General features: G+C 66.8%; 15 protein-coding genes. 5 read left to right on the top strand and 10 right to left on the bottom strand.

Annotated elements, in window-relative coordinates; translation table 11 throughout:
• Positions 1 to 21: 21 nt before the first annotated feature.
• The 3 genes from AC5P9I_RS09485 to AC5P9I_RS09475 all read right to left on the bottom strand — a co-directional run bounded on the left by AC5P9I_RS09485 (position 22) and on the right by AC5P9I_RS09475 (position 9,584).
• Positions 22 to 5,325: an RHS repeat domain-containing protein gene (locus tag AC5P9I_RS09485; RefSeq protein WP_130768608.1), complete on the bottom strand. Its 5,304-nt coding sequence runs from the start codon at positions 5,323 to 5,325 to the stop codon at positions 22 to 24.
• Positions 5,326 to 5,609: 284 nt separating this feature from the next.
• The gene (locus AC5P9I_RS09480) at positions 5,610 to 6,614 is read right to left on the bottom strand and encodes a 2-hydroxyacid dehydrogenase (RefSeq protein WP_049466137.1); all 1,005 of its coding nucleotides are present in this window, start codon (positions 6,612 to 6,614) and stop codon (positions 5,610 to 5,612) included.
• Positions 6,615 to 6,710: 96 nt separating this feature from the next.
• Entirely contained in the window at positions 6,711 to 9,584 is a 2,874-nt protein-coding gene (locus AC5P9I_RS09475) for an autotransporter domain-containing protein (RefSeq protein ID WP_049466135.1), read from the bottom strand.
• A gap of 236 nt (positions 9,585 to 9,820) precedes the next feature.
• On the opposite strand from AC5P9I_RS09475, the gene AC5P9I_RS09470 reads away from it, so the two are divergent.
• The 5 genes from AC5P9I_RS09470 to AC5P9I_RS09450 are packed head-to-tail and all read left to right on the top strand — an operon-like array spanning position 9,821 to position 15,827.
• Positions 9,821 to 10,348 (top strand): RNA polymerase sigma factor, encoded by a 528-nt coding sequence (locus AC5P9I_RS09470; protein ID WP_074726204.1) that lies wholly within the window; start codon positions 9,821 to 9,823, stop codon positions 10,346 to 10,348.
• Positions 10,345 to 11,313, top strand: a complete 969-nt coding sequence (locus AC5P9I_RS09465) for a FecR family protein (RefSeq protein WP_049466134.1) — start codon at positions 10,345 to 10,347, stop codon at positions 11,311 to 11,313. Before AC5P9I_RS09470 ends, AC5P9I_RS09465 begins: the two co-directional genes overlap by 4 nt.
• Positions 11,314 to 11,327: 14 nt before the next feature.
• On the top strand, positions 11,328 to 14,123 hold the full coding sequence (locus AC5P9I_RS09460; RefSeq protein WP_130768618.1) for a TonB-dependent receptor plug domain-containing protein: 2,796 nt from the start codon (positions 11,328 to 11,330) through the stop codon (positions 14,121 to 14,123).
• 43 nt (positions 14,124 to 14,166) lie between these two features.
• Entirely contained in the window at positions 14,167 to 15,123 is a 957-nt protein-coding gene (locus AC5P9I_RS09455; protein WP_049466130.1) for a hypothetical protein, read from the top strand.
• Complete coding sequence (locus AC5P9I_RS09450) at positions 15,120 to 15,827, top strand: hypothetical protein (protein ID WP_049466128.1); 708 nt, start codon at positions 15,120 to 15,122, stop codon at positions 15,825 to 15,827. The genes AC5P9I_RS09455 and AC5P9I_RS09450 overlap by 4 nt, the downstream gene beginning before the upstream one ends.
• An 88-nt stretch (positions 15,828 to 15,915) precedes the next feature.
• Here the strand turns inward: AC5P9I_RS09450 and AC5P9I_RS09445 are convergent, their stop codons facing one another.
• From AC5P9I_RS09445 to murJ, 7 genes are all read right to left on the bottom strand, one after another.
• Positions 15,916 to 16,581, bottom strand: a complete 666-nt coding sequence (locus tag AC5P9I_RS09445; RefSeq protein WP_049466126.1) for a lysoplasmalogenase — start codon at positions 16,579 to 16,581, stop codon at positions 15,916 to 15,918.
• The gene (locus AC5P9I_RS09440) at positions 16,578 to 18,461 is read right to left on the bottom strand and encodes a M61 family metallopeptidase (protein WP_130768609.1); all 1,884 of its coding nucleotides are present in this window, start codon (positions 18,459 to 18,461) and stop codon (positions 16,578 to 16,580) included. Before AC5P9I_RS09440 ends, AC5P9I_RS09445 begins: the two co-directional genes overlap by 4 nt.
• A gap of 182 nt (positions 18,462 to 18,643) precedes the next feature.
• A complete protein-coding gene (gene ispH / locus AC5P9I_RS09435; RefSeq protein ID WP_049466122.1) occupies positions 18,644 to 19,594 on the bottom strand; it encodes a 4-hydroxy-3-methylbut-2-enyl diphosphate reductase in 951 nt (316 codons plus the stop codon).
• 27 nt (positions 19,595 to 19,621) lie between these two features.
• Positions 19,622 to 20,146 carry a signal peptidase II gene (gene lspA / locus AC5P9I_RS09430; protein WP_014646377.1) on the bottom strand — a complete coding sequence of 175 codons (525 nt, stop codon included), beginning with the start codon at positions 20,144 to 20,146 and terminating at the stop codon, positions 19,622 to 19,624.
• On the bottom strand, positions 20,146 to 22,977 hold the full coding sequence (gene ileS, locus AC5P9I_RS09425) for an isoleucine--tRNA ligase (protein WP_088476375.1): 2,832 nt from the start codon (positions 22,975 to 22,977) through the stop codon (positions 20,146 to 20,148). The genes lspA and ileS overlap by 1 nt, the downstream gene beginning before the upstream one ends.
• The gene (locus tag AC5P9I_RS09420; protein ID WP_049469065.1) at positions 22,974 to 23,921 is read right to left on the bottom strand and encodes a bifunctional riboflavin kinase/FAD synthetase; all 948 of its coding nucleotides are present in this window, start codon (positions 23,919 to 23,921) and stop codon (positions 22,974 to 22,976) included. Before AC5P9I_RS09420 ends, ileS begins: the two co-directional genes overlap by 4 nt.
• A 75-nt stretch (positions 23,922 to 23,996) precedes the next feature.
• Positions 23,997 to 25,601 (bottom strand): murein biosynthesis integral membrane protein MurJ, encoded by a 1,605-nt coding sequence (gene murJ / locus AC5P9I_RS09415; RefSeq protein ID WP_049469062.1) that lies wholly within the window; start codon positions 25,599 to 25,601, stop codon positions 23,997 to 23,999.
• Positions 25,602 to 25,656: the final 55 nt, after the last annotated feature.

Below are 25,656 nucleotides of genomic sequence, written 5' to 3'. Positions count from 1 at the left end.
CCTGCGTCCATCGAGTCCACCTCAGTTCGACCATGCCGAGCACGCCTGCGCATTGCAGGCACGAACGACGTAGGCTGCATCGCACCGAGTGTCCAGCTCGTAGCCTGCCCCCGTGGTCGTATAGGTCGCACCACCGCGGGACGAACGCACCTGGTAGTAGGTTGCACCAGTGGAAATATTCCAGACGATGGAGCACAGCTGAGGTTGATTCTTGGCGATCCTCACGCCGGTCGGAACCGGAGGCGCACTGGAGATGACGATCTGACCCGACGCGGAACTCGGCCCGCACCCAGCAGGATTGCAGGCACGACCACGGTAGAAGAACGTCCCACCACCGCCCTTGCTCAGGGTGACGCTGCGTTCACCCGCGATGGTGCTCCAGTTGGCATTGTCGGTGCTCTCGTCGATCTCGTAGCGAGACGCTTCCGCCACTTCCAGCAACGCGACGGAGTAACTCACTCCCATGCCCGCTGTTCCAGGCACCCGGATCTCGGGAGCGGCCGGAGGACCAATCACGCGCACACCCGCTACCGCCGACCATGGGCCGCATCCAGCAACATTGCAACCACGCACCTGATAATCCCACTGACCAGGCCAACGGCCGCCACGCGCCACCGAGGTAGCGCCATCCTCCTGAGCAAGGCCGAAGCCACCACCATTGAACTGTTCCATCAACTGATAGCTTGTCGCTGCGGGAATCGCACCCCACCACATACTCACAGTGGAACTGTAACTCGTGCCGCCAAGGTTGATCCCCGTTGCCTGGACAGGGGGCAGCGTCACGACGGTGTTCGCAGTTGAACTGGCCGCACTGCACCCGGCGTCATTACATGCAAACGCACGATAGGCATGACTGCCAGCGCTTCGTCCGCTGATGGCCAGCTGAGTGCTGCTGATCCTGTTGATCTCTGTCCACGTGCCACCGTTGAGCTGCTCTTCAATGCGGTAACTGCTGGCTTGAGCCACACTCGAAAGGGAGAGGGTGTAGCTGCCGTTGTAGCTCGCGGCGGGCACGGACAGTGTCGGCACGGATGGGGCATACAGAGCGGTAACCGTCGCTTCGGACGAATAGGCACCGCAGCCCTGCGGATTACATCCCTTGACCCGATAGCGATAGTCTCCAGCAGACTTGCCCGCCACCTGATAGGAACGGCTGGAACCATCGAACACCACGATCCAGCTGGCACCTACTGCCTCTTCAAGCACGTAGCGGGAAGCGCCCGACACCACTGACCAGCTCAAGGAATACGCCCCGTTGATGCCGTTCGCCGGTGACGTCATCACGGGCGCGGCAGTGGGAGCAAGCTCCACCTGGATGGAGGCTTCCACACCCCAAGCGCCGCAGACAGTGCCATTGCAGGCACGGCCACGATAACGATAGACGCCGGAGCTGCGCCCGGCCAGCGAAACGTTCAGCGCGGGCCCTTGATAGACCGGCTGCCATTCACCACCACTGGACTCCTGAACCTCGTAACGCTGCGCACCAGCAACGGCTGCCCACTGCACATCAAACGCACCGTTCGCACTGTAGCCCGGAACCGTTACGACCAATGCTGCAGGCGCGATATCCACGGCACGCTTGGCAACGAGGCTGCCGTTGAGCCAAATATAGTCGAAGCCCTTCGCTTGGCGCTGATCGTGCTGATAGCGCAGCACGCCATCCTGCCCATACAGGGAACGAATGTTGCCATTGGGCGCGCTGGCCAGGGTGCGACGTCCATGCGCGTCATACTGATATGTCTCCTTGCCATCGACCTCGCGCAGGCGATTGCCGTAGTCGAACCGGAACGCGACGCCATTGCGGATCTTCAGGTTGCCCTGTGCGTCATACCCGAGCCCAGTCACGGTCGCACCACTGGCAGCATCCCGCACGTTCGTCAACCGATTGTTGAAGTCGTATTCAAAAGACTGTCGCCGCGCACCGACGTTGGCGGCCACGATGTTGTCCAGAACGTTGTAGACATAGCTTGCGTTTCCGAAGCTGGCCGCCTTCACTGCGGTCAGACGATCCAGGCCGTCGTAGCGCATGTCGCGGTTTCCCGGGGCTGCAGGCAGGCCATCGCTGATGGCCGCCACATTGCCATTGGCATCGTAATCGTAGCCATCGTCGATGACCTTGCCATCTGCACTACTGTCGGTGCTGCGATCGGGAAGGCCGCGCGTGTTCTGCGTCATCTGATGCACGACGCCGTTGCCATAGGTGAAGCCGCTCATGCCGCCGTTCGCGTAGTAGCTCACGTTGGTGGCGTAGGTTCCGGCCCGTGTCGGTTGTCCCAGCGCGTTCGGACTGTAGTCGATCGTCAGGCCGGAAGGCTGCACATGGGTTGCCAAGGCGCCGTTCGCATCGTAGCCATAGCCTAGTGCCCAGGCCTCGCCGCCGTCGTAGGCTACGCTCTCGGACGTGGGCAGTCCGCGCAGATTGTAGGTGTAGTCGTTACTGGTGACGGCGCCGTTGTTGCGGGTCTGCACACGCTTCACTTTTCCGCCCGGCCAATAGTTCCAGTCCTGATCGCCCTGGCCATCCGAGAAGCGCAGCGTCAGCAAGCGATTCATGCTGTCGTAGGTGCGGTCAGCCCGCGAGGGCGACGCATAGGCAGCGTCACTGTCGCATTGAGGACCCAGCAGCGCCAGGCCCGAGGCAGACCAGAGCAGGTTGCCTGCGGCGTCGTAGCCCATGCCGGTCGCACCGGTCTCAGGCTCCATGCTCTTGCACAGGCGCTGGGCGCCGTCATAGACGTACTGCCGCCGTACACTGATGCTGCCATCGCCGTTGCGTCGCAGGATCGACAGCGGCTTGCCCAGCGTGTCGCGCTGAATTTCCGTCACCCCCCCCTCCGCATGGAGAATTCGGAGGGGCGTGTCGTGGCTGGGCTTGCCGTACATCAGGTAGTCGGTGGTGGTGGCAATGCCGCGCGGATTGGTCACCCTTACGCTGCCTCCACCGAGCTGCTCGGTGGTCGTGACAAGCCGGCCCAGTTCGCTGTCCTGCTCGCTACGGTTGAGGCGCCCGAGTGCGTCATAGACGGTATGGGTGCCGGGCAGCGCTGAACGGAAGTCGGTCGCCGCACGAGTCGGATAGGAGGTGAAAACCGTGCGTCCATTGCTGTCATAACGGGTCACCGTCTGGCGCAGTGTACCGCCACGGTCCGCAGCGTCGAACGATTCTTCCAGTACTGGGCGCCACAACCCGTCGTAGTACGTCACCGCGCGTGCGTTGCCGGTACTGGACTCGCGCTTCCAGTGCCCCGCCTCCAGTCCGATCTCGGTTCCTGGCACCTGGAAGAATCGCGTTGTAGAGGGATTCCAGGCCACGCTGTCATTGGCGGCCTGGGTCGCCAGTACGATCCGGCCCATCCCGTCGTAGTCGAAGCTTCGGCTGGCGCCATTGGGCTCCAGCGCCGTGCGCACCCAGCCATTGTCGTCGATCTGCAGCGAGGCATTGCTGCCGTCCGGGTACGCAACAGTCTGCGGCAGACCACGCTTCCAGCTACCCAGTGCAATGGCATTGCCCTTGCCGTCGGTCACGGAGGCAAGCGTGCCATCCGCGTGGTAACCCAGCGCCTGCTGCAGCATGCCGAAGGCGTAGGTACGCTGCGGGCGCGCCAACGCGTCGAAGTCAGTGCGCTCGGTCTCGATCTCGACGCCACCGACGGTCTGTGTACTGCGTCCGACCTGGCCGAGTATCCAGCGGCCGGTGTCGTCGAAGTAGGTGGTTCTCAGCGTACGCGAGCGCCCCAACGAGTTGCTCTCGGTCTGCACCACCGGCCGCACATGCACATCGAACTGATCTGTCGTGTTGACGAAGCTGACGCCATCTTGGCTGAGAACCGACTGCTTCAAGGGACGCGCCCTGACCGCGAACGCGTCATCCGCTGCAGACAGCAGACCATAGCTGTCAGCGAACGGCATCGTGGGCGCATCCGCCTCGGTAACGTAGCTGTTGCTAACGACCTGGACGATCGTTCCGTCAGGGGCACGGACAGCCTCTTCCAACAGCTGACCTTCGTTCTCGTCAATCTTGATTCCGAACACGCGATGGCGGCGGGTGCCATCGGGTTCAACGACGGTGGAAACCGCAGCATCGGCACGCGAGTCGTAACCGCCGCCTTCAAATGACCAGGCCTGGGCGCTCAACCCCGGCCCTGACAAAAGCTTCCGCTTGATTGCATAGAGGTCGAACGAAGCCGAGGCGCGCTGGTAGTAACGGGTACCCAGTTTTGCGCAGGCGTTTGCACCGATACCCGTGCGGATGCGCCGAACGTACTCAAACTCGAACTCGCCGCGCGCGCCCGCTGGATGGGTCGCGACCAACGTAAACGTCGAAGGAATGAACGATGGTTTGGTGCAACGCGTCGGGTTTCCATCCCAGGATCCATACTCGGGGTTCAGTCCGCCAAACTCGTCAGGTGCGCTGTACTCATAGGTGTAACGCGAACCGTCCGGCTGGACCACCGCGCGCAGACTTGGCCAGCGCGCGAATCCCAGCGCCCCGGCTCGCGCGTTGTACTCATAGCGCCAGGTGCGGCCATTGGCGGTCGCACTGGTGATTTCGTCACCAGCGTAGGTGATGTCGATGGCACGCCCATCGTTGCTTCGGATCCCGACCAGCTTGTCTCCGGCATAGTCGTAGGCGACCCAGTTGCCGTGGCGGTCTTCCACCCGGCTTGCCATCAGCAACACCCGCACCATTCCGAAGCTCGAGCCACCGAAGTCCATTGGCCCGACCCAACGCTCGATTCCCACGTCGAAGAAGTACCGGTTGCCCTCGCCATCCACCCCAAGAAATCCCTCGCCTGGATAGCCGTTGGCGGTGGCTGGCAGGCAGGAGAAACGGAGATTACCCCGCGTTCCCCAGTTGTAGATGGCGCCATCGGTCGGCCGCGGATTGACCGTTCCGGCTGCGCCGATGTAGAGGAGCTCCTGGTCGGAGCCACCGGGGATGTGTGCCTTGTTGCCGGTCCAAACCTCGTACAGATTCGCGATGGTCGGAACCTTCGGGTAGAAGGGCTGACCACAGCGTTGCGTCGCCCCGTTGCCCCCGATGTTCCATTTGTTTGTGGCTTCGAACGTCCCATCGATGAAGGGGACATCGATGTCCCAGCTGCCGAATCCGCCCAGTGGCTGGCGGTCCTTGAATGAGCCTATCGACAAGCGGCGCTGCAGCCGCACCGGCAAGGCAGAGTTGCCAGGGAGTTCAACGTCGGTAACCACGAACTCGGTCGCACCGGAGCTTGGATTGATCTTCTCGCCGAACAGTTCCGATGTCAGCGGCGAGAGCATCTCACCTGTCCGGATCCGCTTGTTGTATTCGGTATGCGGGGTCAACGGGCTGCTTGCGACAGCCGACCAGACCATACCCACCAATACAGTCCCCAACACTCCCCGCAACGGCCAATTGCGCATGGAACATCCCTCTTTCCAGATGCGTCGGCAAACGGGCTACGCACGTCCGCCGACCTGTCCTGGCGTCATGTTCCGGCCAACCTGCAACTGCGCCGTCCCTTGCGCCCCCTATGATTCAGGGAGGCGCAAGCCCCCCCTTCACCCCAGCTTCATATGATATTCATCCAAAGTAAAGACCCTGCCCGCCTACAAGTGCGCCGCTACGCTTACTCATCCTCCACCCGGTTCGCACACGCCCGCCCCCCGGCAAAATCCCGCAGGTTCCCCAGCGTGATCGCCGAGATCTCCTGCAGTGCCTCCACGGTGAAGAAGCCCTGGTGGCCGGTCACCAGCACGTTGGGGAAAGTCATCAGGCGTTGGAAGGCCTCGTCGTCGATGATCTCGCCGGAAAGGTCCTGGAAGAACAGCGCGCTTTCCTGCTCGTAGACGTCGATGGCCAGGTGGCCCAGCCGCCGCGACTTCAGCGCGCGGATCACCGCATGGGTATCCACCAGCCCGCCGCGCGAGGTGTTGACCAGCATCGCGCCGGTCTTCATCCGCGCCAGCGACGCGTCATTGATCAGATGCTGGGTATCGGGTGTCAGCGGGCAATGCAGCGACACGATATCGGCGCGCGCCAGCAGCTCCTCCAGTTCAACCCCTTCGCCCACGGCGGCGAAGGCCGCCGATGGATAGGGGTCGTACCCCAGCACGGTGCAGCCCATGCCGTGGAAGATGCGCGCGGTAGCCAGGCCGATCTTGCCGGTGCCGACGATGCCGACCGTGCGCCCATGCAGGGTGCGCCCGAGCAGGCCATCGAGCATGAAGTTGCCCTCGCGCACGCGGTTGTAGGCGCGATGGGTCTGCCGGTTGAGCGTCATCACCAGCGCCAGCGCGTGCTCGGCCACAGCTTCGGGGGAATAGGCCGGCACCCGCGCGACGAACAGGTCCAGCGCTTTCGCGGCGGCCAGGTCCACATTGTTGAAGCCGGCGCAGCGCAGCAGCACGGCGCGCACGCCCAAGGCATGCAGCGCGTGCAGAACCGGCGCGTCCAGGCGGTCGTTGACGAACACGCAGACAGCAACGCAATCCTGCGCAAGCGCTGCGGTATGCACGTCCAGCGCGGCATCGAAGTACACGAACGCAAAGCCCTGCCCGGCCGCATCGCGCTGGTTGGCCTCGTCGAGGAAACGACGATCGTAGGGGCGGGCACTGAAAACGGCGATCTGCATGGACGGGCCTGGCGGGAGTTCCCTGCCGACCATACCGCAGCACTTGTCCTGGTGGGATGGCCCCGGCGATACCGATGTCGCCGGGGCCGAGCCCCCTTAGAACCTGTAGCCCAGGCCCAGCATCACGCCGTTCTGGATCTGCCCGTCGCGGCGCTCACCCACGTAGTCGGCCATGATCGACAGGCGCTCGCTGGCACGACTGGTCACGCCCAGGTTCCAGGCCAGCACCTGCTCGCCCACGGCCTGGCTGCTGGCACCAAACACCAGGTCCGGTGCCGCAGCAAAGCCGGTGCTGTAGCGCGCCTGCGAATCGCCCAGCTCCTTCTGCCAGACCACGCGGGCACGCGGGGTGATGCGCTCGCCGTTGTTGCCCTCGAAGGTCCTGAACGCCTGCAGGCCGGCGCCCACGCGGATGCTCTCCAGGCTGCCGCTGCGCCCCACCAGCGCACCGGTGCCCTGCCCTTCGTTGAAGCGGATGGCCGAGGTCCGCGCGTAGTCCACCACCGGCAGCAGCGGCTGGATCACCAGTCCCTTGCCGCGGGTGAAAGAGAACGCGTGTTCGACCCGCGCCGAGACCGCATCGCTGCTGTATCGGGCGTGCAACGGTTGCTGCAGGCCCTCGATGGCCGACAGGCTGCGGCGGGTATCGTGGCGCAGGTCGGTGTAGCGCACGGCCGCCGACAGGTAGCCACGCGAATAGGTCGCATCCAGGTAGCCGCCCACATCCAGCGCACGCACGTCGCCACTGAAACCGAAGCCATCGCTGGCCTTGGTCGACATGTCGGCCGCGGCCACGCTGACGCCGAGGGTCACGCGGTCATCGGCCACGCGGGTGTCGGCACCGACCACGATGCCGCCGACGGTATGGCTCAGGCCGGCCACGCCACCCTCGGCGTCGATGCGACCATGGCTGGCGAAACCGCGCGCCCACAGGCCACGGCTGCGACCCGCTACGCCGCTGTCGCCAGCAGCCTCGCCCGCTGGCTCGACCAGATGCATGGCCAACTGGTTGAACAGGCTGCCATGGCGCATGCCCGGCTGCGCCGAGACCGACTGCGCCGCCTGCGAGGCCAGGCCATCGGCATCGCCGCCACTGCGCATCGCCGCCTGGTGCTGCTGCACCACGTTGCCGATGCTGCCCAGCAGTGCGTTGTCGGCCAGCCGCAGGCTGGCATGTGCATCACCGCGCAGGGCGCCAGCCTGCTGTGCGATCACATCGCGGTCGGTGAACTGAAGCGCGCCGAGCAGCGACTTCAGGCCACTGTCCTGGCGGTCCGATGCGGCTGCCAGCGCGCGCCCCAGTCCATCACCGGAGGTGCCGTTGCCGAACAGGCCCAGCTGATCGAAGCCCGGGTTGGCGGTCAGCCACAGGCCATCGGCCGTCTGGTTGACGTTGAAGCTGAGCAGCGAATTGTGGCGCGGGCGGAACACGTCGCCCGCAGTGATGCTGGCGCTGTAGCCGGCATCGCCGAGCCGCACGACATCCTGGAAACCACCCTGGTAGATCGGCCCCTCCACCAGGTCGCGGCGGTAGGCACCGGGATAGAAGCCCTGGGCGACGTTCAAGGCCAGGTGTGCGCCCTGTGCGATCACCAGCGCCCCCGCTTCGGCACCGCCATCGTGGAAGCTGCCGACGCGCAACCGGCCACTGCCGGCGCCACCGGCGTCGGTGACGTCGAACAGCACCTGGCCGCCGGGCATGATGTTGACGTAGCCGTGGGTCACCAGATCGCCACCGCGCGGCATCAGCGTGCCGAACACGCGCAGACGGTTGAAGCCGTCTTCGCGGTAGGACGGGCCGGTGCCGTCCAGCAGCGCGTCGGTGTCCACGCCCACCGATGCGATGTCACCATGGCCGACCACGATGCTGCCCGGCATCACCCGCAGCTCGGGAGTGCGCAGTGCGCCGCCCTCCAGTGCGAGGGTGCCGTTGTCGACCAGCATGAAATCAGCGCCGGTGGTTTCCGCAGTGCGCCAGGTGGCGCCATTGCTGACACGGATCACGCCGGCGGAACTGGCCAGGGTCGAGGCATCCAGATCAGCCAGCCGCAGCTGTCCGCGCAACGCGTCCTGGAGGTCGGGATCGGCAAGCAGCTGCTGCAGCGACTGTGCACCGATGCCGTTCGGACCGCGCGTGGAGACGTTGTACAGGCTCACCGCATAGTTGATGTAGGTACTCGCCCAGTCGGTATTCCAGCGCGCGAAATCGTCGTCGACGAAGGCCTGCAGCTGGCGCGCGGTGCGCAGGTAGCCCGGGTTGATGTCACCACTGACGTTGCTGGTGACACGCAGGGTGTCGCCCGGATCGCGGTAGCCCGCCGTGTTGATGATGGTGTTGCTGCGGATGTCCTGGCCCGGGAACGACTGCAGCTTGCTGCCGCTGCCATCCGGATCGAAGGTGACCGAGGTACCCGTGGTGCGCGCCGGGTCGCGGAACACCAGCAGGCCATTGGGCTGCACCACCTCATACATGGCCTTGTGCAGCAGGCCCGCATCCATGCCGCCACCGTAGTTGCCGGTGTAGATCTGGGTCATGCGCGCAGACGGTGCATAGGTGATCCTGCCGCCGCTGCTGGCGGCATGGATCTGCACCGAGTCGACCAGCGGCAGATCGCCGCCGAGGTAACGGTTGACGCCGCCGGACTGCATGATCGAGCAGGACGAAATGCAGTGGCCGGACACGATGGTGTCCAGCCCCTGGGTGCGGATCACGGCCTGCAGCCACTCGCCGGCGATCAGCGCGCCGCCATTGGATGTGCGCAGCACGACCTCGCGGATCGGGCGCCCTTCGGCCTGCGCCTTGGCCAGCAGCGCGGGCAGCGCCACCACGTCGGCGACGGTGACCCCGCCGCTGAGGAAGACGCGGTCGTCCTGCACGTGATAATTCATTGCCATGACGTCATCAACCGCCGTGATGGCGGTGATGCCGATCAGGCCCGCAAGGGCCAGGCTCAACTTCGAGTGCTTCATGTGGTCTCTCTCCACCCGCAACACACGGGTCAGGAGTTCAACGTCCGGACCGTGCGATCTCCCCCAGCGGCGCGGACGTCGAAACATGAATGCATTCACAATGGAATCAGGGGCCACGCACACTCTTCCCCATCCGGTCATCGTCGCGTAAAACTCGAAGACGCACCCGCCACCGACGTCCGAGGCCAGCCCTGTCCGCCCCCTCTCCTCTGATCCATCGCGCGCCGGACCTGTCCGTGCCTGCGGACGCGTTCATTGCGTTCGTACGGGAAGAGCGCGCGCCGTTGTGCGCATTCCTGCGCACGCGCGGTGTCGGGCCGGAGGATGCCGAGGACATCGCGCAGGACTGCATGGAGCGGCTGATCCGCTATCGCGCGCACAGCGCCGACGAGCTGCGGTTGCTGCTGTATCGTATCGCCCGCAACCGCCTGGCAGATCGCGGCCGTTCGTCGCAGTCGCGGCCGCATCTGTCCCTCGCCGAGCACGATGGCGGCAACGAGCCTTCCAGCACGTCGCCCGATCCATTGCGCCAGGCCGAGTCCGGGCAGATGTTGTCCCTGCTGCGGCAGGCCCTGTTCAAGCTGCCCGAGCGCGCACGCGAGGTGTACCTGCTCAACCGGATCACCGGCATGAGCTACACGCAGATCGCGCGGCACTGTGGAATTACTGCCAAGACCGTGGAAAAGCATATCGCCCGTGCCCTGCAGGGGCTGCGCCAGGAACTCGGATCGGATCCGCTGCACAACGACAGGGACAACGGATGAGCCACGCCAGGCCAAGGGAAGACACCCTGTTGTTTGAACGCGCCAGCGCCTGGGTGGCGCGGCTGGAAGCGCCGGACTGTACGCCGGGCGAGCGCGAGTCGTTCGAGGACTGGTTGGCCGAAGACCCGGCCCATGTCAGCGCCTGGATCCAGGCCGAGACCCTGTTCCAGCAGGGCGAAGGACTGGCCGCCGATCCGTGGCTGCGCACCGCCGCGGCACGAGCGGCGCGGCCGGCGCGACGTCGCTGGCTGCCAGCGCTGGCCGCTGCCGCAGGCATCTGCCTGGCGATCGGGATCGGTTGGATGGTCGCCGTCGACGGCAACCCCACGCCGCTGCGCTACGCCAATGATTCGCACCAGCCCCGGCAGCAGACGCTGGCCGATGGCAGCACCGTCACCCTCGATGCCGGCACTACCCTGCACGCGCGATTCGGTTGGCGCCATCGCAAGCTGGTGCTGGAACAGGGCCGGATGCAGCTGCAGGTCGCGCCGTCGCGCAAGACGCTGCAGCTGCGCGTCGGCGACAGCACCATCCGCGACATCGGCACCACCTTCCAGGTGGAACGCCTGCGCAGCGGCCTGGTCGAAGTCGCGCTGCTGGAAGGCGCGGTGGAAGTCAGCACGGGAAGCGCCCAGCACACCCTGTCACCCGGCCAGCAGCTGCAGGTGCTGCCATCGGGCCGCATCCAGCCCGGCCCGGCATTGTCGTCCAATGCGGCTGCCGAAGCCTGGCTGCAGGGACAGCTGGTGTTCGATGCCACGCCCCTGTCGATCGTGGTCGAGCGCATGAACCGCTACGGCCACGCGCCGCTGGTGATCGCCGATCCCGAGATCGCCAACCTGGCGGTGAGTGGCACCTTCCGTGCCGGCGACGCGCAGGAACTGCTGTCGGCACTGCAACTGGGCTGGTCGGTGGCTGGCCAGACGCGACCGGATGGCGCGCTGGAACTGCGCCGCACGTACTGAGGAGACTTGCAGTGATGGCAGTACCGGGCGCGCTGCAGGCGGGGCTGCTCCGCAGCCTGTTCTGCATCTCGCTGAGCCTGGCCGCCCTGCCGCCTGCCGATGCGGCCGAACAGGCCGGCACGCTGGAGCTGCACGTGGGTGCCGGGCCCCTGGCGCCGGCGTTGCAGCAATGGGCACGGCAGAGCGGCATCGCGCTGCTGTTCGACGCCCGCGAGCTGGACGGCCTGCGCACCTCCGGCACCCGCGGCCACAGCGATGCGGCCGCAGCCCTGAAGCAACTGGTCGCGGGCATGCCGGTGAACATCCTGCGCACACCCTCAGGCGGGTTCGTCATACGCCGCATCCACTCCGCGCCGCCGTCGCCACCGCCGGCCGCAGTGCGCGCCGCGCCCGCCGTCCCTGCACCGCGCAAAGCGGCCGAGGCGCCACCACAGGTGGAACTGGCGCCGATCCATGTCACCGGCAGCCGACTGCCACGCACCTCCGTGCAGACCACGCTGCCGGTGACCATCATCGACCGCGATGACATCCTGCGCAGCGGTTACGGCAGCCTGTTCGACCTGCTGCGGCACTTGCCGGGCATGAACGGGCACCCGGCGATGAGCACCTCGCGGGGTGGCGATTCGCAATACCTGCCGGTCGGTGCGGCCACCACCACCAGCCTGGACGGCATGGGCCCGCGTGCGACCCTGTTCCTGGTCAATGGCCGTCGCCTGCCACGCTATCCCATGGTGTCGCTGGAACAGGGCGGCCTCACCGACCTGGGCGGCATCCCGCTCAGCTTCGTCGAACGCATCGAACTGGTGCGCGGCGGCGCCTCGGCCATCTATGGCGCCGACGCGATGTCCGGCGTGGTCAACATCATCCTGCGCGACCAGGCCGACGGCCCTGAGGCCATGCTGCAGACCGGCCTGAGCGGACGCGGCGACGCCGGCCAGTATCGCGTGCAGGCGGCGACCGGTGGCGTGCGCGAAGGGGGGGACCGCTGGTTCGCCGGCATTGACCTGCACCGCATCGAGCACGTGGCCGGTGATCGTCGCGAGTGGCATGCGGAAACCTCGCAGTACCTGATCGGCGCGTTCCGCGATGGACGCTACTGGCCGGCAAAGCGCTGCGAAGGACCATTGAAGCGACGCGACGGTGCCTGCTGGTTCGACAGCGCGCGCCCGCGCTCGCTGCAACCGGCTTCGGATACCGCCGCGGCCTACCTGCGCTATCGCCATGAGCGTGGTGAAGGTCGCTATGCCTACGCCGAGGCGCGGGCCAGCCACAACCGGCAACGCTTCGACCTGGGCCCGACCGCCGTTGCCATCGGCCTGTATGGCTTCACCTTCAACAGCGTGCTGCGCGAAGCCGGCAACGTGCGCCCGCATGTACGCGCCACCGACGCCGATGTCACCGTCGGCATCGGCCGCGACCAGGGCCGGCGCAGCTGGGAGGCCGGGATCAGCGCACAGCGCAGCGATGTCACCCTTACCACGTCGGGTACGGTGCGTGCCGAACCGCTGCTGCGCGCGGCGGAGACGCTGGATTTCCTGCCCGGCTTCACCTCGCTGCCGGCGGAGACCGCCGCGCAGTTGTTCCCCTCGATCCGCAATCGCGGGCGTACCGAGCAGTGGCAGGGCTGGTGGGGCATGCAGCGCGAGTTGGTGCCGTTGGCCGGCGGTGCTGCACAACTGGCCACCGGCATCGACCTGCGCCAGGAGCGCTGGACCTCGCATCCCGACGCCCTGCTGAGCCAGGGCGACCTGGCGCTGGGCCTGCCGCAGGAACAGCGCCACCTGTCGCGCCGCAGCGGCGGTGCCTATGCCGAGCTCGGCCTGCCCCTGGCGCACACGCTGCGCATGGACCTGGCCGCACGCTGGGACCGCGACGGCGACTACCAGGCCTTCTCCCCCCGCGTGGGCGTGCGCTGGAGCCCCACGCCCCGGTGGTCCTTCCTGCTCGCCAGCGGGCGCGGCTACCGGGCCCCCAGCCTGTTCGAGCAGCGGCGCCCCCCGGGCTACTTCGGTGCGATCGAGCTGCCGGCCTCCAGCGCACTGCCCGACTGCGCGCAGAGCAGCGGCAACGGGCGCTGCAGCGTCACCGTGGACGTGGTGGAGAACGATGCGTTGAAGGCCGAGCGGTCGCGCAGCCATTCGCTCGGCGCGACCTGGACGCCGACCGACACGTTCTCGCTGTCGCTGACCCACAACATCGTCGAGCTGCGCAATGAAATCCTGGCCCTGCAACCGGCCGATGCGGTGTGGAACCGCAGCACCTGGGAGCTGGACGAGGAGGGACGCCTGTACAACCTGCGCCTGTCCTTCGACAACATCGGCCGTACCACGTCGCGCAACTTTGTACTGCGTGGGGAATACCACATCGACACCGGCAGCACCGGCCAGTGGCTGTTCTCGCTCGATGCACTGAAGCAGCAGGCGCTGCGCCGAGAGCGTGGCCAGGACGCTACCGTGGACCTGCGCGGCCATGTCACGCCGACGATGGCCGCGGTGCTCAATGTGCAGTGGCAGAACAGCAGCTGGGACATTGCCCTGCGCGGCAACCAGGTCGGGCGCACGCGCGCCTGGCTGCCCGGTGCGGAATGCCCGGAGGAACAGCGCGAGCAGAACCACTGCATGAACCCCCGGCAGCTGCGCTGGAACCTGCATCTCGCACGACGGCTGGGGCCGCGCGTGGTCGCCGCGCTGGACGTGCACAACGTGCTCGACACGCAACCGGTGAACTATCTGGTCGGCAATGGTGGCCAGATGCCGGGGCTGGATGATCCACTCGGCCGCTATTTCCTGCTGACGCTGCAGATCCGCTGAGCGTAGTACCCTACGCGACCTGTTCCATCGGTCCCACCACCCCATGAAGGCCTATCTCTGGTTCTGGGGCGCGTTCCTGCTGTTCTTCGCGTTGCCCTTCCCCTGCATCCTCTACGTCGGCACGTCGTGGCCGGTGCAACTGGCCGACCGCAGCGCGCCCTGGCTGGCCCTGCTGCTGCTCGCGCTGTCGGTGATCCTGTGGCTGGCCCTGCTGCTCGCCTTCCTGCACTACCTGCTGCTGGGCCCGCCGCGTGCCCTGCACCGCGTGCGCTCGATCCTGGCCGACGGTGAAGCGCGCGACGCATTGATCGAACAGGCCGAGCAGACCGGCGTGCAGGTGCGTGGCCTGGCGCAATGGAAACTGCAGCTGGCCTTCGAGAACCTGTCCGGCACCCCGATCAGCGAACAACTCCTGGTGGTGGACAGCAAGCCGCAGTTGCAGCGTTTCGTGGCCGGCAAGCGCATCGAGGCCCGCCTGAGCCGCGCGCCGGGCGCGTTTCCCAATGTGGTGCTGGAGGGGGCGCAACCGGAGCTGGATGTCGGCAGCCTCTGGCGCCGTGGTGTCGGTGCGGTGATCGGCATCGTGGCGGTGGCCAGTGCCTACGTGGTCGCCTATCGGCTGCAGAGCGAGGGCCTGGGCTGGACCTTCCTGTCTTTCGGCCATCCCCTGCTGGTGTGCCCACTGGTGTTGTGCGGCTACGCGCTGGGCCTGCGCCTGCTCGGCCGGCTGCTGCAGGCCGATGCCCGCGGTGACGCGCTGAAGTATCGCGGCATCGGCGTAGAGGCCCGGGTGTTGAAGGTGCGCCAGACCGGCACCTATCTCAACGAACAACCGCAGGTGGAGTTCCAGCTGGAATACATCGACCGCGAAGGCAGCGTGCAACAGGCCCGCGTGCGCCGCTTCATCCCGCTGATCGAGCTGGCCAGCCTCCCGCGCGAGCGGGTCACGCTGCTGTACGACCCGGATGACCGCAGCAACGTGCGCCTGGAGGGTGTATGAAGCAGCCGCCTTCCACGTCCGTGGTGTTTTCCGCCGTTCTGCTGGTGCTGGCCGGCGCCGCCGTTGCCGGTGGTGCGCTGCAGACGATCGGCGAAACACTGGGCCATTCGGTGCAGGCCGACAGCGCAAGCGCGCCGATCGCCATGCCGCCCGCGCGTGAGAGGCCCGCGTCGCTCGCGCCGATGACCGAGCCGCGGCCGCCGCTGGTGCCCGAACGCAACAACCGGTTGTTCGATGCGGACTACCTGCTGGCCGCCCGCCAGGCACTGGAACAGATGCCTGCGCTGGCTGGGCACCGGCTGACGGTGTTCCACAGCATCCACTTCTACGACGACGGCCGCATCAACCTGGACCTGGTCGATCCGCAGCAGCCGACCCGCGTCGACAGCTACCACTTCGAGCGTGGTCAATGGCGCAAGGGCGACCCGGTCGATCCGCAACGCTTCGCGCCCACCATCACCCTGCGCCGCAGCAGCACGGCGCTGGCCAACATCGATTTCGAGGCCGTACCCCGCGTGGCGCAGGCGCTGCAGGCACAGCGCAACGCATTGATGGGCACACCGGGTGACGTCGGCCACGTCTATGTGATCGTGCGCAAGGGCGGCACCCTGGCCTGGCTGCCGGACGAGGTCGCCGGTGATCGCCAGTCCGCACGACTGTCGTTCGATGCGCAGGGCCGGCCCGGCAACGTAAGCCACCGATAGCCAACGCCCCAAAAAAAGGGGACGGAGGGGATTAAGTCGTTTACGCCACGGTGCTGTAAACGACTTAATCCCCTCCGTCCCCTTTTTGCTATTTCACCGAGCGGGCGATGGCGTACTGCGCGCCGTAGTACGTGGAGAGCACCAGCAGGCTGGCCAGTGGCAGGCCGCCGGCGAAGCGGTCCCAGGCCAGTAGTGAATCGCTGGCGACGAACAGCAGCGCACCGGCGGCCGCCCAGCGCGCGCTGCTGGCTTCCACGGCAGCGGGCGGTGGCCGGCGCCACTGCCGTGCCAGGGCCAGCACCGCCATCGAGGCCAGCACCACCACATACGCCAGCACCGGAATGCGCATCGGTGCGGGCAGGTGCGGCCAGAGGCCCATCACGTTGAGCATGGCAAAGGCGCCCAGCAACACGGCGGCGACGAACAGTCCGCGGCCAGCGCGCAGGCCGTCGCGGAAGGCCACGATGTAGCAGAGGTGCGCCAGCAGGAATGCCACCAGCCCCGGCACGAACGCATCCACCGGCAACATCAACGCGATGTCACCCACGCACGACAGCAGCATGCCAGCCAGGACCGCGCGCCGGTAGAACGGCTGCGCGGGATCACACACCCGCCAGGCGATGGCCGCGATCAGCAGCGTGGTCGCGGGCTTGGTCAGCCAGTGCAGCCAGCGCCCGTCACCGTCCAGGAACGCGCCGAGGATGGCGAGGATCGCCATCAGCAGGATCACGCCATCGCGGGCGCGCGGCTTCATCGCGCCTTCCACAGCTCCGCAAGGCGGTCAGGCTTGCCGGCGATACGCTCCAGCACCGGGTACTGCAGGCCACCGTGGTAGTCGATGTTCATCGCGTCGATGCGGTCGAACTGCTTCACCAGCAACACGATCGGCGCCTTGTCCTTCGCCGCCGCAGCTACCGCATCCTTCAAGCGCTGGCTGCTGTACTCGCGTCCGCCAACGGCAATCACCTTCATGCCAGGCGCCAGGCCGGCGTTGAAGGCCGGGCTGTCCCAGATCACGTCGCCGACCGTACCGTTGTCGAGCACCGTCGCACCCAGCGAGTACGCCAGCAATGCGGCCTTGGCGCGCTTCTCCTGCGCCTTGTAGGCGTCGTTCGGCGTATCGCGGTAGACCAGCTTCCAGCCCGCCAGCTCCAGGCCACCGGTCAACGCGCCGTGGCCGTCCAGGCGCCCGCGCAGGAACGTCGCCCAGTCGTACGGCGCGATGCCGTTCAAGGTCGCGACCACGTCGTCGAAGGTGTACGGGTTGACGTCCCAGTCGCCATTGCCGACGCCGAAGAAGGTGCGCGCGAAGTCATCCAGGCTGCGGCGGTTGCCACTCAGTTCGCGCAGCTTGCCTTCCACTTCCAGCCACAGCATCTGGCCGCCGGAGTAGTAGTCTTCGCTCATCTGGTAGTTGCGATACGGCAGCGTGCGGCGCTGGGCGATGGTCGGGTCGTTGGTGGTGTCCTGCAGCGGACGCCAGGCCAGGCCCGGGCGGCCACGGTCATAGGTCGCGGCCACATTGGCCAGCATGTCGCGCGCCTGCGCAGCCGACCACAACCCCGAGCGTGCCGCCAGCACCTGCCCCCAGAACTGGGTCTGCCCTTCGTACACCCACAGCAGGCTGTCGCCCATGGGCACGTTGAAGTTGGCAGTGGCCAGGTCGGCGCCGCGACGGTACTTGCCGTTCCAGGAATGGGTGTACTCGTGCGGCAGCAGGTCGCGCATCCAGGCGTTGCTGTCCCACTCGGTGAAGTAACCCGGGTCGGCGCTGTTCTCGCTGGAACGGTGATGCTCCAGGCCGATGCCACCGAGGCGGTCGGTCAATACCAGCAGGAACTCATAGTGGTTGTAGTGGCGCGCGCCATAGAGCTTGTCGGCCTGCTGCACCAGCGCGCGGTGCATCGTGATCTGCGCCTCGCTCGGCTTCAGCGACTTGGCGTCGTCGGCGAACACGTTGAGGTGCACTGGTACCTTCGCGCCCGGATCGAGATCAATGCGCTGGTAGTGCTCGCCGGCAAACAGCGGCGAATCGACCAGGTGGTCGTAGGAGATTGGCTTGAACACCACGGTGTCGCCGTCGCGGCGTGCGGTCTCCAGAGCGGTGGCGAACGACCAGCCCTTGGGCAGGGTCACGCTGGCCTGCGCCTGCAGCTGGCGCGCATCGACGCCGGCCGGGTACAGCGAGTTGGCGTTCCACTGCAGGTTGAGCATTTCCGGGGTCATCACCACCCGGCCCTGGCTGCCGCCCTGCGAGGACAGGAAATCGAAGTGGGCGACGATCTCGCTGACGCCCTCCGGTACGTTCACCTTGAAGGCATAGACGTTGTACTGGTCGCGCTGCCAGGCCAGCGGCTTGCCGTTGGCGGTCACGCGCAGGCCGGCCAGCTTGTCGATCGGGCCGGTGGGCGAATGGTTGCCGGGAATCCACTGCGGGTACAGCAGGGTCATCGGGCCGGGCTTAGCCGGTACGGTGGCGGTCACCTTGAAGATGCGCCGGGCCAGGTCACGCGCGTCGACATCGATGCGCAGCAGGCCGGCGGCTGCGGCATCCCCCGGCGGCGAGGCCTGCGCCAGCGCGGGCGTGGCCGCCAGCGCAAACAGCAACGACAGTGCCAGGGCTCGGGTCTTCATCAGGCAGCTTCCAACAGCGGGGAATCCTCCGATGCTAGGCCTGTAGCGTGCCCTGCCCCATGGCCAAAGGTCATGGGCAGGCCGCCCATCCTTGCATGCGAAAAAGCGTGCGAACCCAGGTTCGCACCCACCAGAGCAGTTTCAGTAGATCCACGCCATGCGTGGATGAGGCGCTTCCGCGGTCAGTCGACCAACCGCAGCCGCAGTTCCTTCGGCAGCGCGAACACCATCGATTCCGGTTCGCCATCCAGCTCGGACACGCCACTGGCCCCCAGCTCGGCCAGGCGCGCCAGCACGCCGTCGACCAGCACCTGCGGCGCCGAGGCGCCGGCAGTGACGCCGATGTGCTGCTTGCCTTCCACCCAGCGCGGGTCGATCTCGTGCGCGCCGTCGATCAGGTACGACTCCACGCCCTCACGGCGGGCCAGCTCGCTCAGACGGTTCGAGTTGGAGCTGTTCGGCGAACCGACCACCAGCACCAGGTCGCAGCGCTTGGCCAGGTCGCGCACAGCATCCTGGCGGTTCTGCGTGGCGTAGCAGATGTCGTCGTTCTTCGGGCCCTGCATCGCCGGGAAGCGCTCGCGCAGCGCGTCGATGATGCCGCGCGTGTCATCCACCGACAGCGTGGTCTGGGTGGTGTAGGCGAAGTTGTCCGGCTGGTTGATCTGCAGCGTGGCGACCTGCTCGACATCCTCGACCAGGTAGATCTGGCCGGTCCCGGCTTCGCGGTTCCACTGGCCCATGGTGCCCTCCACTTCCGGATGACCGGCGTGGCCGATCAGCACCACGTCACGGCCGGCACGGCAGTGGCGGGCAACCTCGAAGTGGACCTTGGTCACCAGCGGGCAGGTGGCGTCGAACACCTTCAGGCCACGGCGTTCGGCTTCCTGGCGCACCGCCTGGGACACGCCATGCGCGCTGAAGATCACCGTGTTGTTGTCCGGAACCTCGTCGAGCTCTTCGACGAAGATCGCGCCGCGCTGCTTCAGGTCGTCGACCACGAAGCGGTTGTGCACCACTTCATGGCGGACGTAGATGGGCGCGCCCAGCGTTTCGATCGCGCGCTTGACGATCTCGATCGCACGATCGACACCGGCACAGAAACCACGCGGGTTGGCGAGCAGCACATCCATCAGTTCAGTCTCCCGGCGGCAGCCGGCTTACGGTTTCGGGTTGGCATTATCCGCCTTTTTGGCGGACTTGCCGTCGAACAGGCCAAACAGGGCGATGCCGATGGCACCCACCACGATGGCCGAGTCGGCGATGTTGAACGAGGGCCAGGTGTAGCTGCCCACGTACCACTGGATGAAGTCGACCACGTGGCCGTGCACCTGGCGGTCGATCACGTTGCCGATGGCGCCGCCGATGATCAGCGCATACGGCACCGCGGCCTTCCAGTTGCCGCGGGCGGTGCCGCGCAGCCACCAGGCCATCAGCCCGCTGATGGCGATGGCCAGCGCGGTGAAGAAGTACTTCTGCCAACCACCGGCGTCGCTCAGGAAACTGAATGCCGCGCCGGTGTTGTAGGTGCGGTACCAGTTCCAGAAGCCGTCGATGACCACCACCGGCTGGAACTCCGGCAGGCTCGACAGCACCCAGGCCTTGGACCACTGGTCCAGGCCGATGATGGCCACCGACAGCAGCAGCCAGACCAGGGCGTTCGGATGCGGACGGGGCGCGGCCATCAGAACCAGCTCCGCACTTCGCCGGCGCCGGTCACGTTGCTCACGCAACGGCCGCACAGCTCGGGATGGTCGGCGTTGCTGCCGACGTCGGCGCGGTGGTGCCAGCAGCGCACGCACTTGGCCTTGGTGGTCGGCTGGGCGCTGACGAACACCTCGTCGGTGGTCGCCGGGCGCACCTGCACGTCGCCACTGATGAACAGGAAACGCAGTTCATCGGCCAGCGGCTGCCAGCGTGCGGCCTGCTCTTCGCTGGCGGCGATGGTGATCTCCGCTTCCAGCGCCGCACCGATCGCGCCGTTGGCGCGCATCGGCTCGAGCACCTTGGCCACCTGCTCGCGCACGGCCAGCAGCTGGTCGAAGTCGGCGGCATTGAGCTGGGCATCGGCCGGCAGCGGCGCTAGGCCGTCGTACCAGGTGGTGAACAGCACGTGGCCGGCGCGTTCGCCCGGCAGGTAGCCCCACAGCTCGTCGGCGGTGAAGGTCAGGATCGGCGCCACCCAGCGGGTGAACGCTTCGGCGATGTGGTACATCGCGCTCTGGGCCGAACGGCGACCGTGCGAATCGGTCGGCATCGTGTACAGGCGGTCCTTGGTCACGTCCAGGTACAGCGAGCCCAGGTCCACGCTGCAGAAGTTCAGCAGCAGCTGCACGATCTCGGCCATGTTGTAGCCGTCGTAGGCCGCCTTGATCTTCTCCTGAAGCTCCCACGCGCGATGCACGATCCAGCGGTCCAGCGCGACCATCTGCTCGAGCGGTTGCAGGTGCTGGGCCGGATCGAAGCCGTCCAGGTTGCCAAGCAGGAAGCGTGCGGTGTTCCGCAGGCGACGGTAGGCGTCGGCGTTGCGCTTGAGGATCTCCTGCGACAGCGACATCTCGTTGCTGTAGTCGGCCGAGGCGATCCACAGGCGCAGGATGTCCGCGCCCAGCTTGTTCATGATGTCCTGCGGCTCGATGCCGTTGCCCAGCGACTTGGACATCTTGCGGCCGTGCTCGTCCACGGTGAAGCCGTGGGTCAGGCACTGCTTGTACGGGGCGCGCTTGTCGATCGCCACGCCGGTCAGCAGCGAGGACTGGAACCAGCCGCGGTGCTGGTCGGACCCTTCCAGGTACAGGTCGGCCGGCTTGCCGAAGCCACGCGCGGCGAGCACGCCTTCATGGGTCACGCCCGAATCGAACCAGACGTCGAGGATGTCGGTGACCTTCTCGTAGTCGGCCGCGTCGGCGCCGAGCAGTTCGGCAGCGTCCAGCGAATACCACACGTCGATGCCCTCGGCTTCGACGCGGTCGGCAACCTGCTGCATCAGCTCCACCGAGCGCGGGTGGATCTCGCCGGTCTGGCGATGGGTGAACAGTGCGATCGGCACGCCCCAGGTACGCTGGCGCGAGATGGTCCAGTCCGGGCGACCGTCGACCATGCTCTGGATGCGCGCCTTGCCCCAGGTCGGGAACCAGCCGACGGTGTCGATCGCGGCCAGCGCATCGCTGCGCAGGTTGGCCTTGTCCATCGAGATGAACCACTGCGGGGTGGCGCGGAACACCACCGGCGTCTTGTGGCGCCAGCAGTGCGGATAGCTGTGGCGGATCGGGTGGAAGGCCAGCAGCGAACCGTTGTCGCGCAGCACGCCGACGATGGCTTCCTGCGCCTTCCACAGGTGCTGCCCAGCCAGCACCAGGTCACCGGCCGGCGGGGTCGATTCCAGGTACACGCCACGGCCGTCGATCGGGGTCACCTGGCCGGCGTTGTACTTGTCCAGCAGGCCGTACTTCTGGCTGACCACGAAGTCCTCCTGGCCATGGCCGGGGGCGGTGTGCACCGCACCGGTACCGTCCTCGTCGGAGACGTGGTCGCCATTGAGCAGCGGGATGTCGCGCTCCGGATAGAACGGGTGCGCCAGCAGCTGGTTCTCCAGCGCCGCACCGGTGGTTTCACCGTGCAGCACCACGCTCTCGACGCCGTAGCGCTGCAGCGCGCGCTCGGCCAGCGCGGCGGCCAGCACCAGCCAACGGCGCTTGCCGTTGTGCGCCGGGCCTTCGGCCAGCACATAGTTGATCTCCGCGCCCAGCGACACCGCCAGCGAGGCCGGCAGCGTCCACGGGGTGGTGGTCCAGATCGGCACGGCCACTTCGACGTCGGCCGGCACGCTCACGCCGAACGCCTGGCCGATGGCCTGCGCATCGCGCGCGGCGTAGGCCACGTCGATCGCCGGCGATTCCTTTTCCTGGTACTCGATTTCCGCCTCGGCCAGCGCCGAACCGCAGTCGAAGCACCAGTACACCGGCTTGGCGCCACGCACCAGGTGACCGTTGGCGACGACCTTGGCCAGCGCACGGATCTCATTGGCTTCGAAGTCGAAGCTCAGGGTCTTGTACGGGTTGTCCCAATCGCCGGTCACGCCCAGGCGCTTGAAGTCCACGCGCTGGATGTTGATCTGCTCTTCGGCGAACTCGCGGCACTTCTGCCGGAATTCAACCGCGTCGAGCTTGGTGCCGACCTTGCCCCACTTCTTTTCGACCGCGATCTCGATCGGCAGGCCATGGCAGTCCCAGCCCGGCACATAGGGCGCATCGAAGCCGGCCAGGTAGCGCGACTTGACGATGATGTCCTTCAGGATCTTGTTGACCGCATGGCCCAGGTGGATGCGGCCGTTGGCGTACGGCGGGCCGTCGTGGAGCACGAACAGCGGGCGGCCGGCGGCGTTGTCACGCAGCTGCTGGTAGAGCCCCTGCGCTTCCCACCGCGCCAGAATGCCCGGCTCGCGCTTGGGCAGGTCGCCGCGCATCGGGAATTCGGTGGCTGGCAGGTTCAGGGTGGTCTTGTAGTCCTGGCTCACGCAGTGGCTCGCAATCTATGTTCGGAAAGGAGGGCGCGCGCCTGTTCGGCGTCGCGGTGCATCTGGTCGGTCAGTGCCGCCAGATCATTGAATTTCTCTTCGTCGCGCAGCTTGGCGACAAACTCCACGTCGATGTGGCGCCCGTACAGGTCGCCCTGGAAATCGAACAGGTGGGCTTCCAGCAGCGGCTCCACGCCGTCCACGGTCGGCCGGGTGCCGAAGCTGGACACCGAGGGCCACGGCTGGTCGAACACGCCGTGCACCCAGGTCGCGTAGATGCCCGACAGCGCCGGGGTCTTCGGGAAGCGCAGGTTGGCGGTGGGGAAACCCAGCGTACGGCCGAGCTGGCGCCCGCGCACCACCCGCCCACTGATCGTGTACGGACGGCCGAGCAGGTCGTTGGCGCGGGCGAAATCGCCGTCCTTCAGCAGCTGGCGGATGCGCGTACTGGAAATGCGCTCGCCGTGCAGGTCGACCGCTTCGATCTCGCCGGCACTGAAACCCAGCTCTGCGCCGAGCCGCTGCAGCAGGGCGAGGTCGCCGCGCCGACGGTTGCCGAAGCAGAACTCCGGACCGATCCACACTTCGCGGGCCCCCAGCCGGTGCACCAGCAGCTGGCGCACGAAGGCCTCGGCCGGCATCGCCGCCATCGCCGCGTCGAAACGCAGCAGGCCAACCGCATCGACGCCAAGCTCGTGCAGGATCTCGACCTTGCTGCGGGCCAGGGTCAGCCGCGGCGGTGGCGTGCCCTGCGCAAAGAACTCACGCGGCAGCGGCTCGAATGCCACGGCCACTGCGGCCACACCCAAGGCGCGCGCGCGGGCAACGGCGTGGCGGACCAGTGCGCGATGGCCCAGGTGGAGGCCGTCGAATGCACCGATACAGACCACGCTTCCGTTGGGGAACAGCTCCCCGCCCTCGACGCTTCTGAACAGCCTGCTCATCAACTCTCGTTCCGGCCCGGTCGGGGCCGCCGCTTCAATGGTGTAACCCTGAAGTATAGCCGCCACACGCCGCGATCAATGACCGCGCAGGTCGCGCGGGCGGAAGCCCATCGCCAGCATGGCCAGCAGGTAGGTCAGGCCGCCGCCGCCGACCAGCAGCATCAGGCCGCCGATACGGTGCCATTTGTCCATGCCGGTGAAGTCGGGGACCCAGTGCAGCAGGGCCAGCAGCACGCCGACCATGGCCAGGCAGGCCACCAGCAGCCGCACCAGATAGCTGCCCCAGCCCGGCCGGCGCTGGTAGACATCGGTCTTGCCCAGCCAGTACCAGAGCAGGCCCAGGTTCAGGTAACTGGACAGCGCACTGGCAATGCCCAGCGCCAGGTGCAGGCCCGGCTGCTTGCCGATCGCCGTCATCACGCCCTGCGCCTTCAGCGCGTCGGGCACCATCACCTGGTACAGCACCGCCAGCAGCGCGAAGTTGAACACCATGTTGGCCACCAGCGCGGCCACGCCGGCACGCACCGGGGTCTTGGTGTCCTGCCGCGCATAGAACGCCGGCAGCACCACTTTCAGCAGCGCGAACGCCGGCAGGCCGAAGCTCAGGCCGTATACCGACAGGGCGGTCATGCGGGTATCGAAGGCGGTGAACTGGCGGTACTGGAACAGCGTGGCGATCAGGGGCTCGGCCAGCAGCACCAGGCCCAGCATGGCCGGCACGGAAATCAGCAGGGTCATGCGCAGGCCCCAGTCCAGCGAGCGCGAGAAGCCCTCGCGGTCGGTGCTGACGTGGTGGCGGGCCAGCGCCGGCAGGATCACCGTGCCCAGGGCCACGCCGAACACGCCCAGCGGCAGCTCCAGGAAGCGGTCAGCCAGCGACAGCCAGGACTGCGAGCCGTCGGTCAGCTTGGCGGCGATGAGGGTATCCAGCAGCAGATTGATCTGCGCCACCGACGAACCGAACAGCGTCGGCACCATCAGCGTCAGCACCTTGCGCACCCCCGGATGGTTCCAGCCCCAGCGCGGCAGGGTCAGCAGGTTGATGCCCTTCAGCGAGGGCAGCTGGAACAGCAGCTGCAGGATGCCGGCGGCCAGTACCGCCCAGCCCAGCGCCAGGATCTGCTTTTCCGGCGTGCCGCCCAGCCGTGGTGCCAGCCACAGCGCGCCGGCGATCATGCACAGGTTGAGGATGACCGGGGTCAGCGCCGGCATCGCAAAGCGCTGGAAACTGTTCAGCGCACCACCGGCCAGCGCGGTCAGAGACACGAACAGCAGGAACGGGAAGGTCAGCCGGAACAGGTCGACCAGCAGGGTCTGCTTGACCGGGTCGGTATCAGCGCCACTTGAGAATGCCACCGCCAGCTGGGGTGCCAAGATCAGCGCCAGGGCGGTCACCAACATCAGCACCCCGCCCAGGGTGCCGGCGGTACGGGCCATCAGTTCGCGCAGTTCAGCATGGCTGCGGGTTTCCTTCACTTCGGTGAACACCGGCACGAAGGCGGTGGAGAAGGACCCCTCGGCGAACAGCCGGCGCAGGAAATTGGGTATCCTGAAGGCAACCCAGAACGCATCGGTAACCGCATTGGTGCCGAACGTGGTGGTGATCACCTGGTCACGGACAAGTCCGAGCACCCGCGAGACCATGGTCATGCTGCTGAACGACAGCAGGCCCCGCAACATCTTCGGTGAACTCACTCAGCGTCCCTCTTGACAATCGACTTGACGTGCATTTCTC

The sequence above is a fragment of the Stenotrophomonas sp. YJH_SMC_29 genome (assembly GCF_059371235.1).
The sequence above is the reverse complement of the archived record's forward strand: the minus strand, read 5'-3'. Positions and strand labels throughout refer to the sequence as shown.

Excerpts from the sequence above, each read along its gene's own strand:
- AC5P9I_RS09465 (WP_049466134.1), top strand. The coding sequence starts at position 10,345 with ATGAGCCACGCCAGGCCAAGGGAAGACACCCTGTTGTTTGAACGCGCC.
- AC5P9I_RS09455 (WP_049466130.1), top strand. The coding sequence starts at position 14,167 with ATGAAGGCCTATCTCTGGTTCTGGGGCGCGTTCCTGCTGTTCTTCGCG.
- AC5P9I_RS09445 (WP_049466126.1), bottom strand. The coding sequence starts at position 16,581 with ATGAAGCCGCGCGCCCGCGATGGCGTGATCCTGCTGATGGCGATCCTC.
- AC5P9I_RS09475 (WP_049466135.1), bottom strand. The coding sequence starts at position 9,584 with ATGAAGCACTCGAAGTTGAGCCTGGCCCTTGCGGGCCTGATCGGCATC.
- ispH (WP_049466122.1), bottom strand. The coding sequence starts at position 19,594 with ATGGATGTGCTGCTCGCCAACCCGCGTGGTTTCTGTGCCGGTGTCGAT.
- murJ (WP_049469062.1), bottom strand. The coding sequence starts at position 25,601 with ATGTTGCGGGGCCTGCTGTCGTTCAGCAGCATGACCATGGTCTCGCGG.
- AC5P9I_RS09420 (WP_049469065.1), bottom strand. The coding sequence starts at position 23,921 with ATGAGCAGGCTGTTCAGAAGCGTCGAGGGCGGGGAGCTGTTCCCCAAC.
- AC5P9I_RS09450 (WP_049466128.1), top strand. The coding sequence starts at position 15,120 with ATGAAGCAGCCGCCTTCCACGTCCGTGGTGTTTTCCGCCGTTCTGCTG.
- AC5P9I_RS09440 (WP_130768609.1), bottom strand. The coding sequence starts at position 18,461 with ATGAAGACCCGAGCCCTGGCACTGTCGTTGCTGTTTGCGCTGGCGGCC.
- AC5P9I_RS09480 (WP_049466137.1), bottom strand. The coding sequence starts at position 6,614 with ATGCAGATCGCCGTTTTCAGTGCCCGCCCCTACGATCGTCGTTTCCTC.
- lspA (WP_014646377.1), bottom strand. The coding sequence starts at position 20,146 with ATGGCCGCGCCCCGTCCGCATCCGAACGCCCTGGTCTGGCTGCTGCTG.
- AC5P9I_RS09460 (WP_130768618.1), top strand. The coding sequence starts at position 11,328 with ATGGCAGTACCGGGCGCGCTGCAGGCGGGGCTGCTCCGCAGCCTGTTC.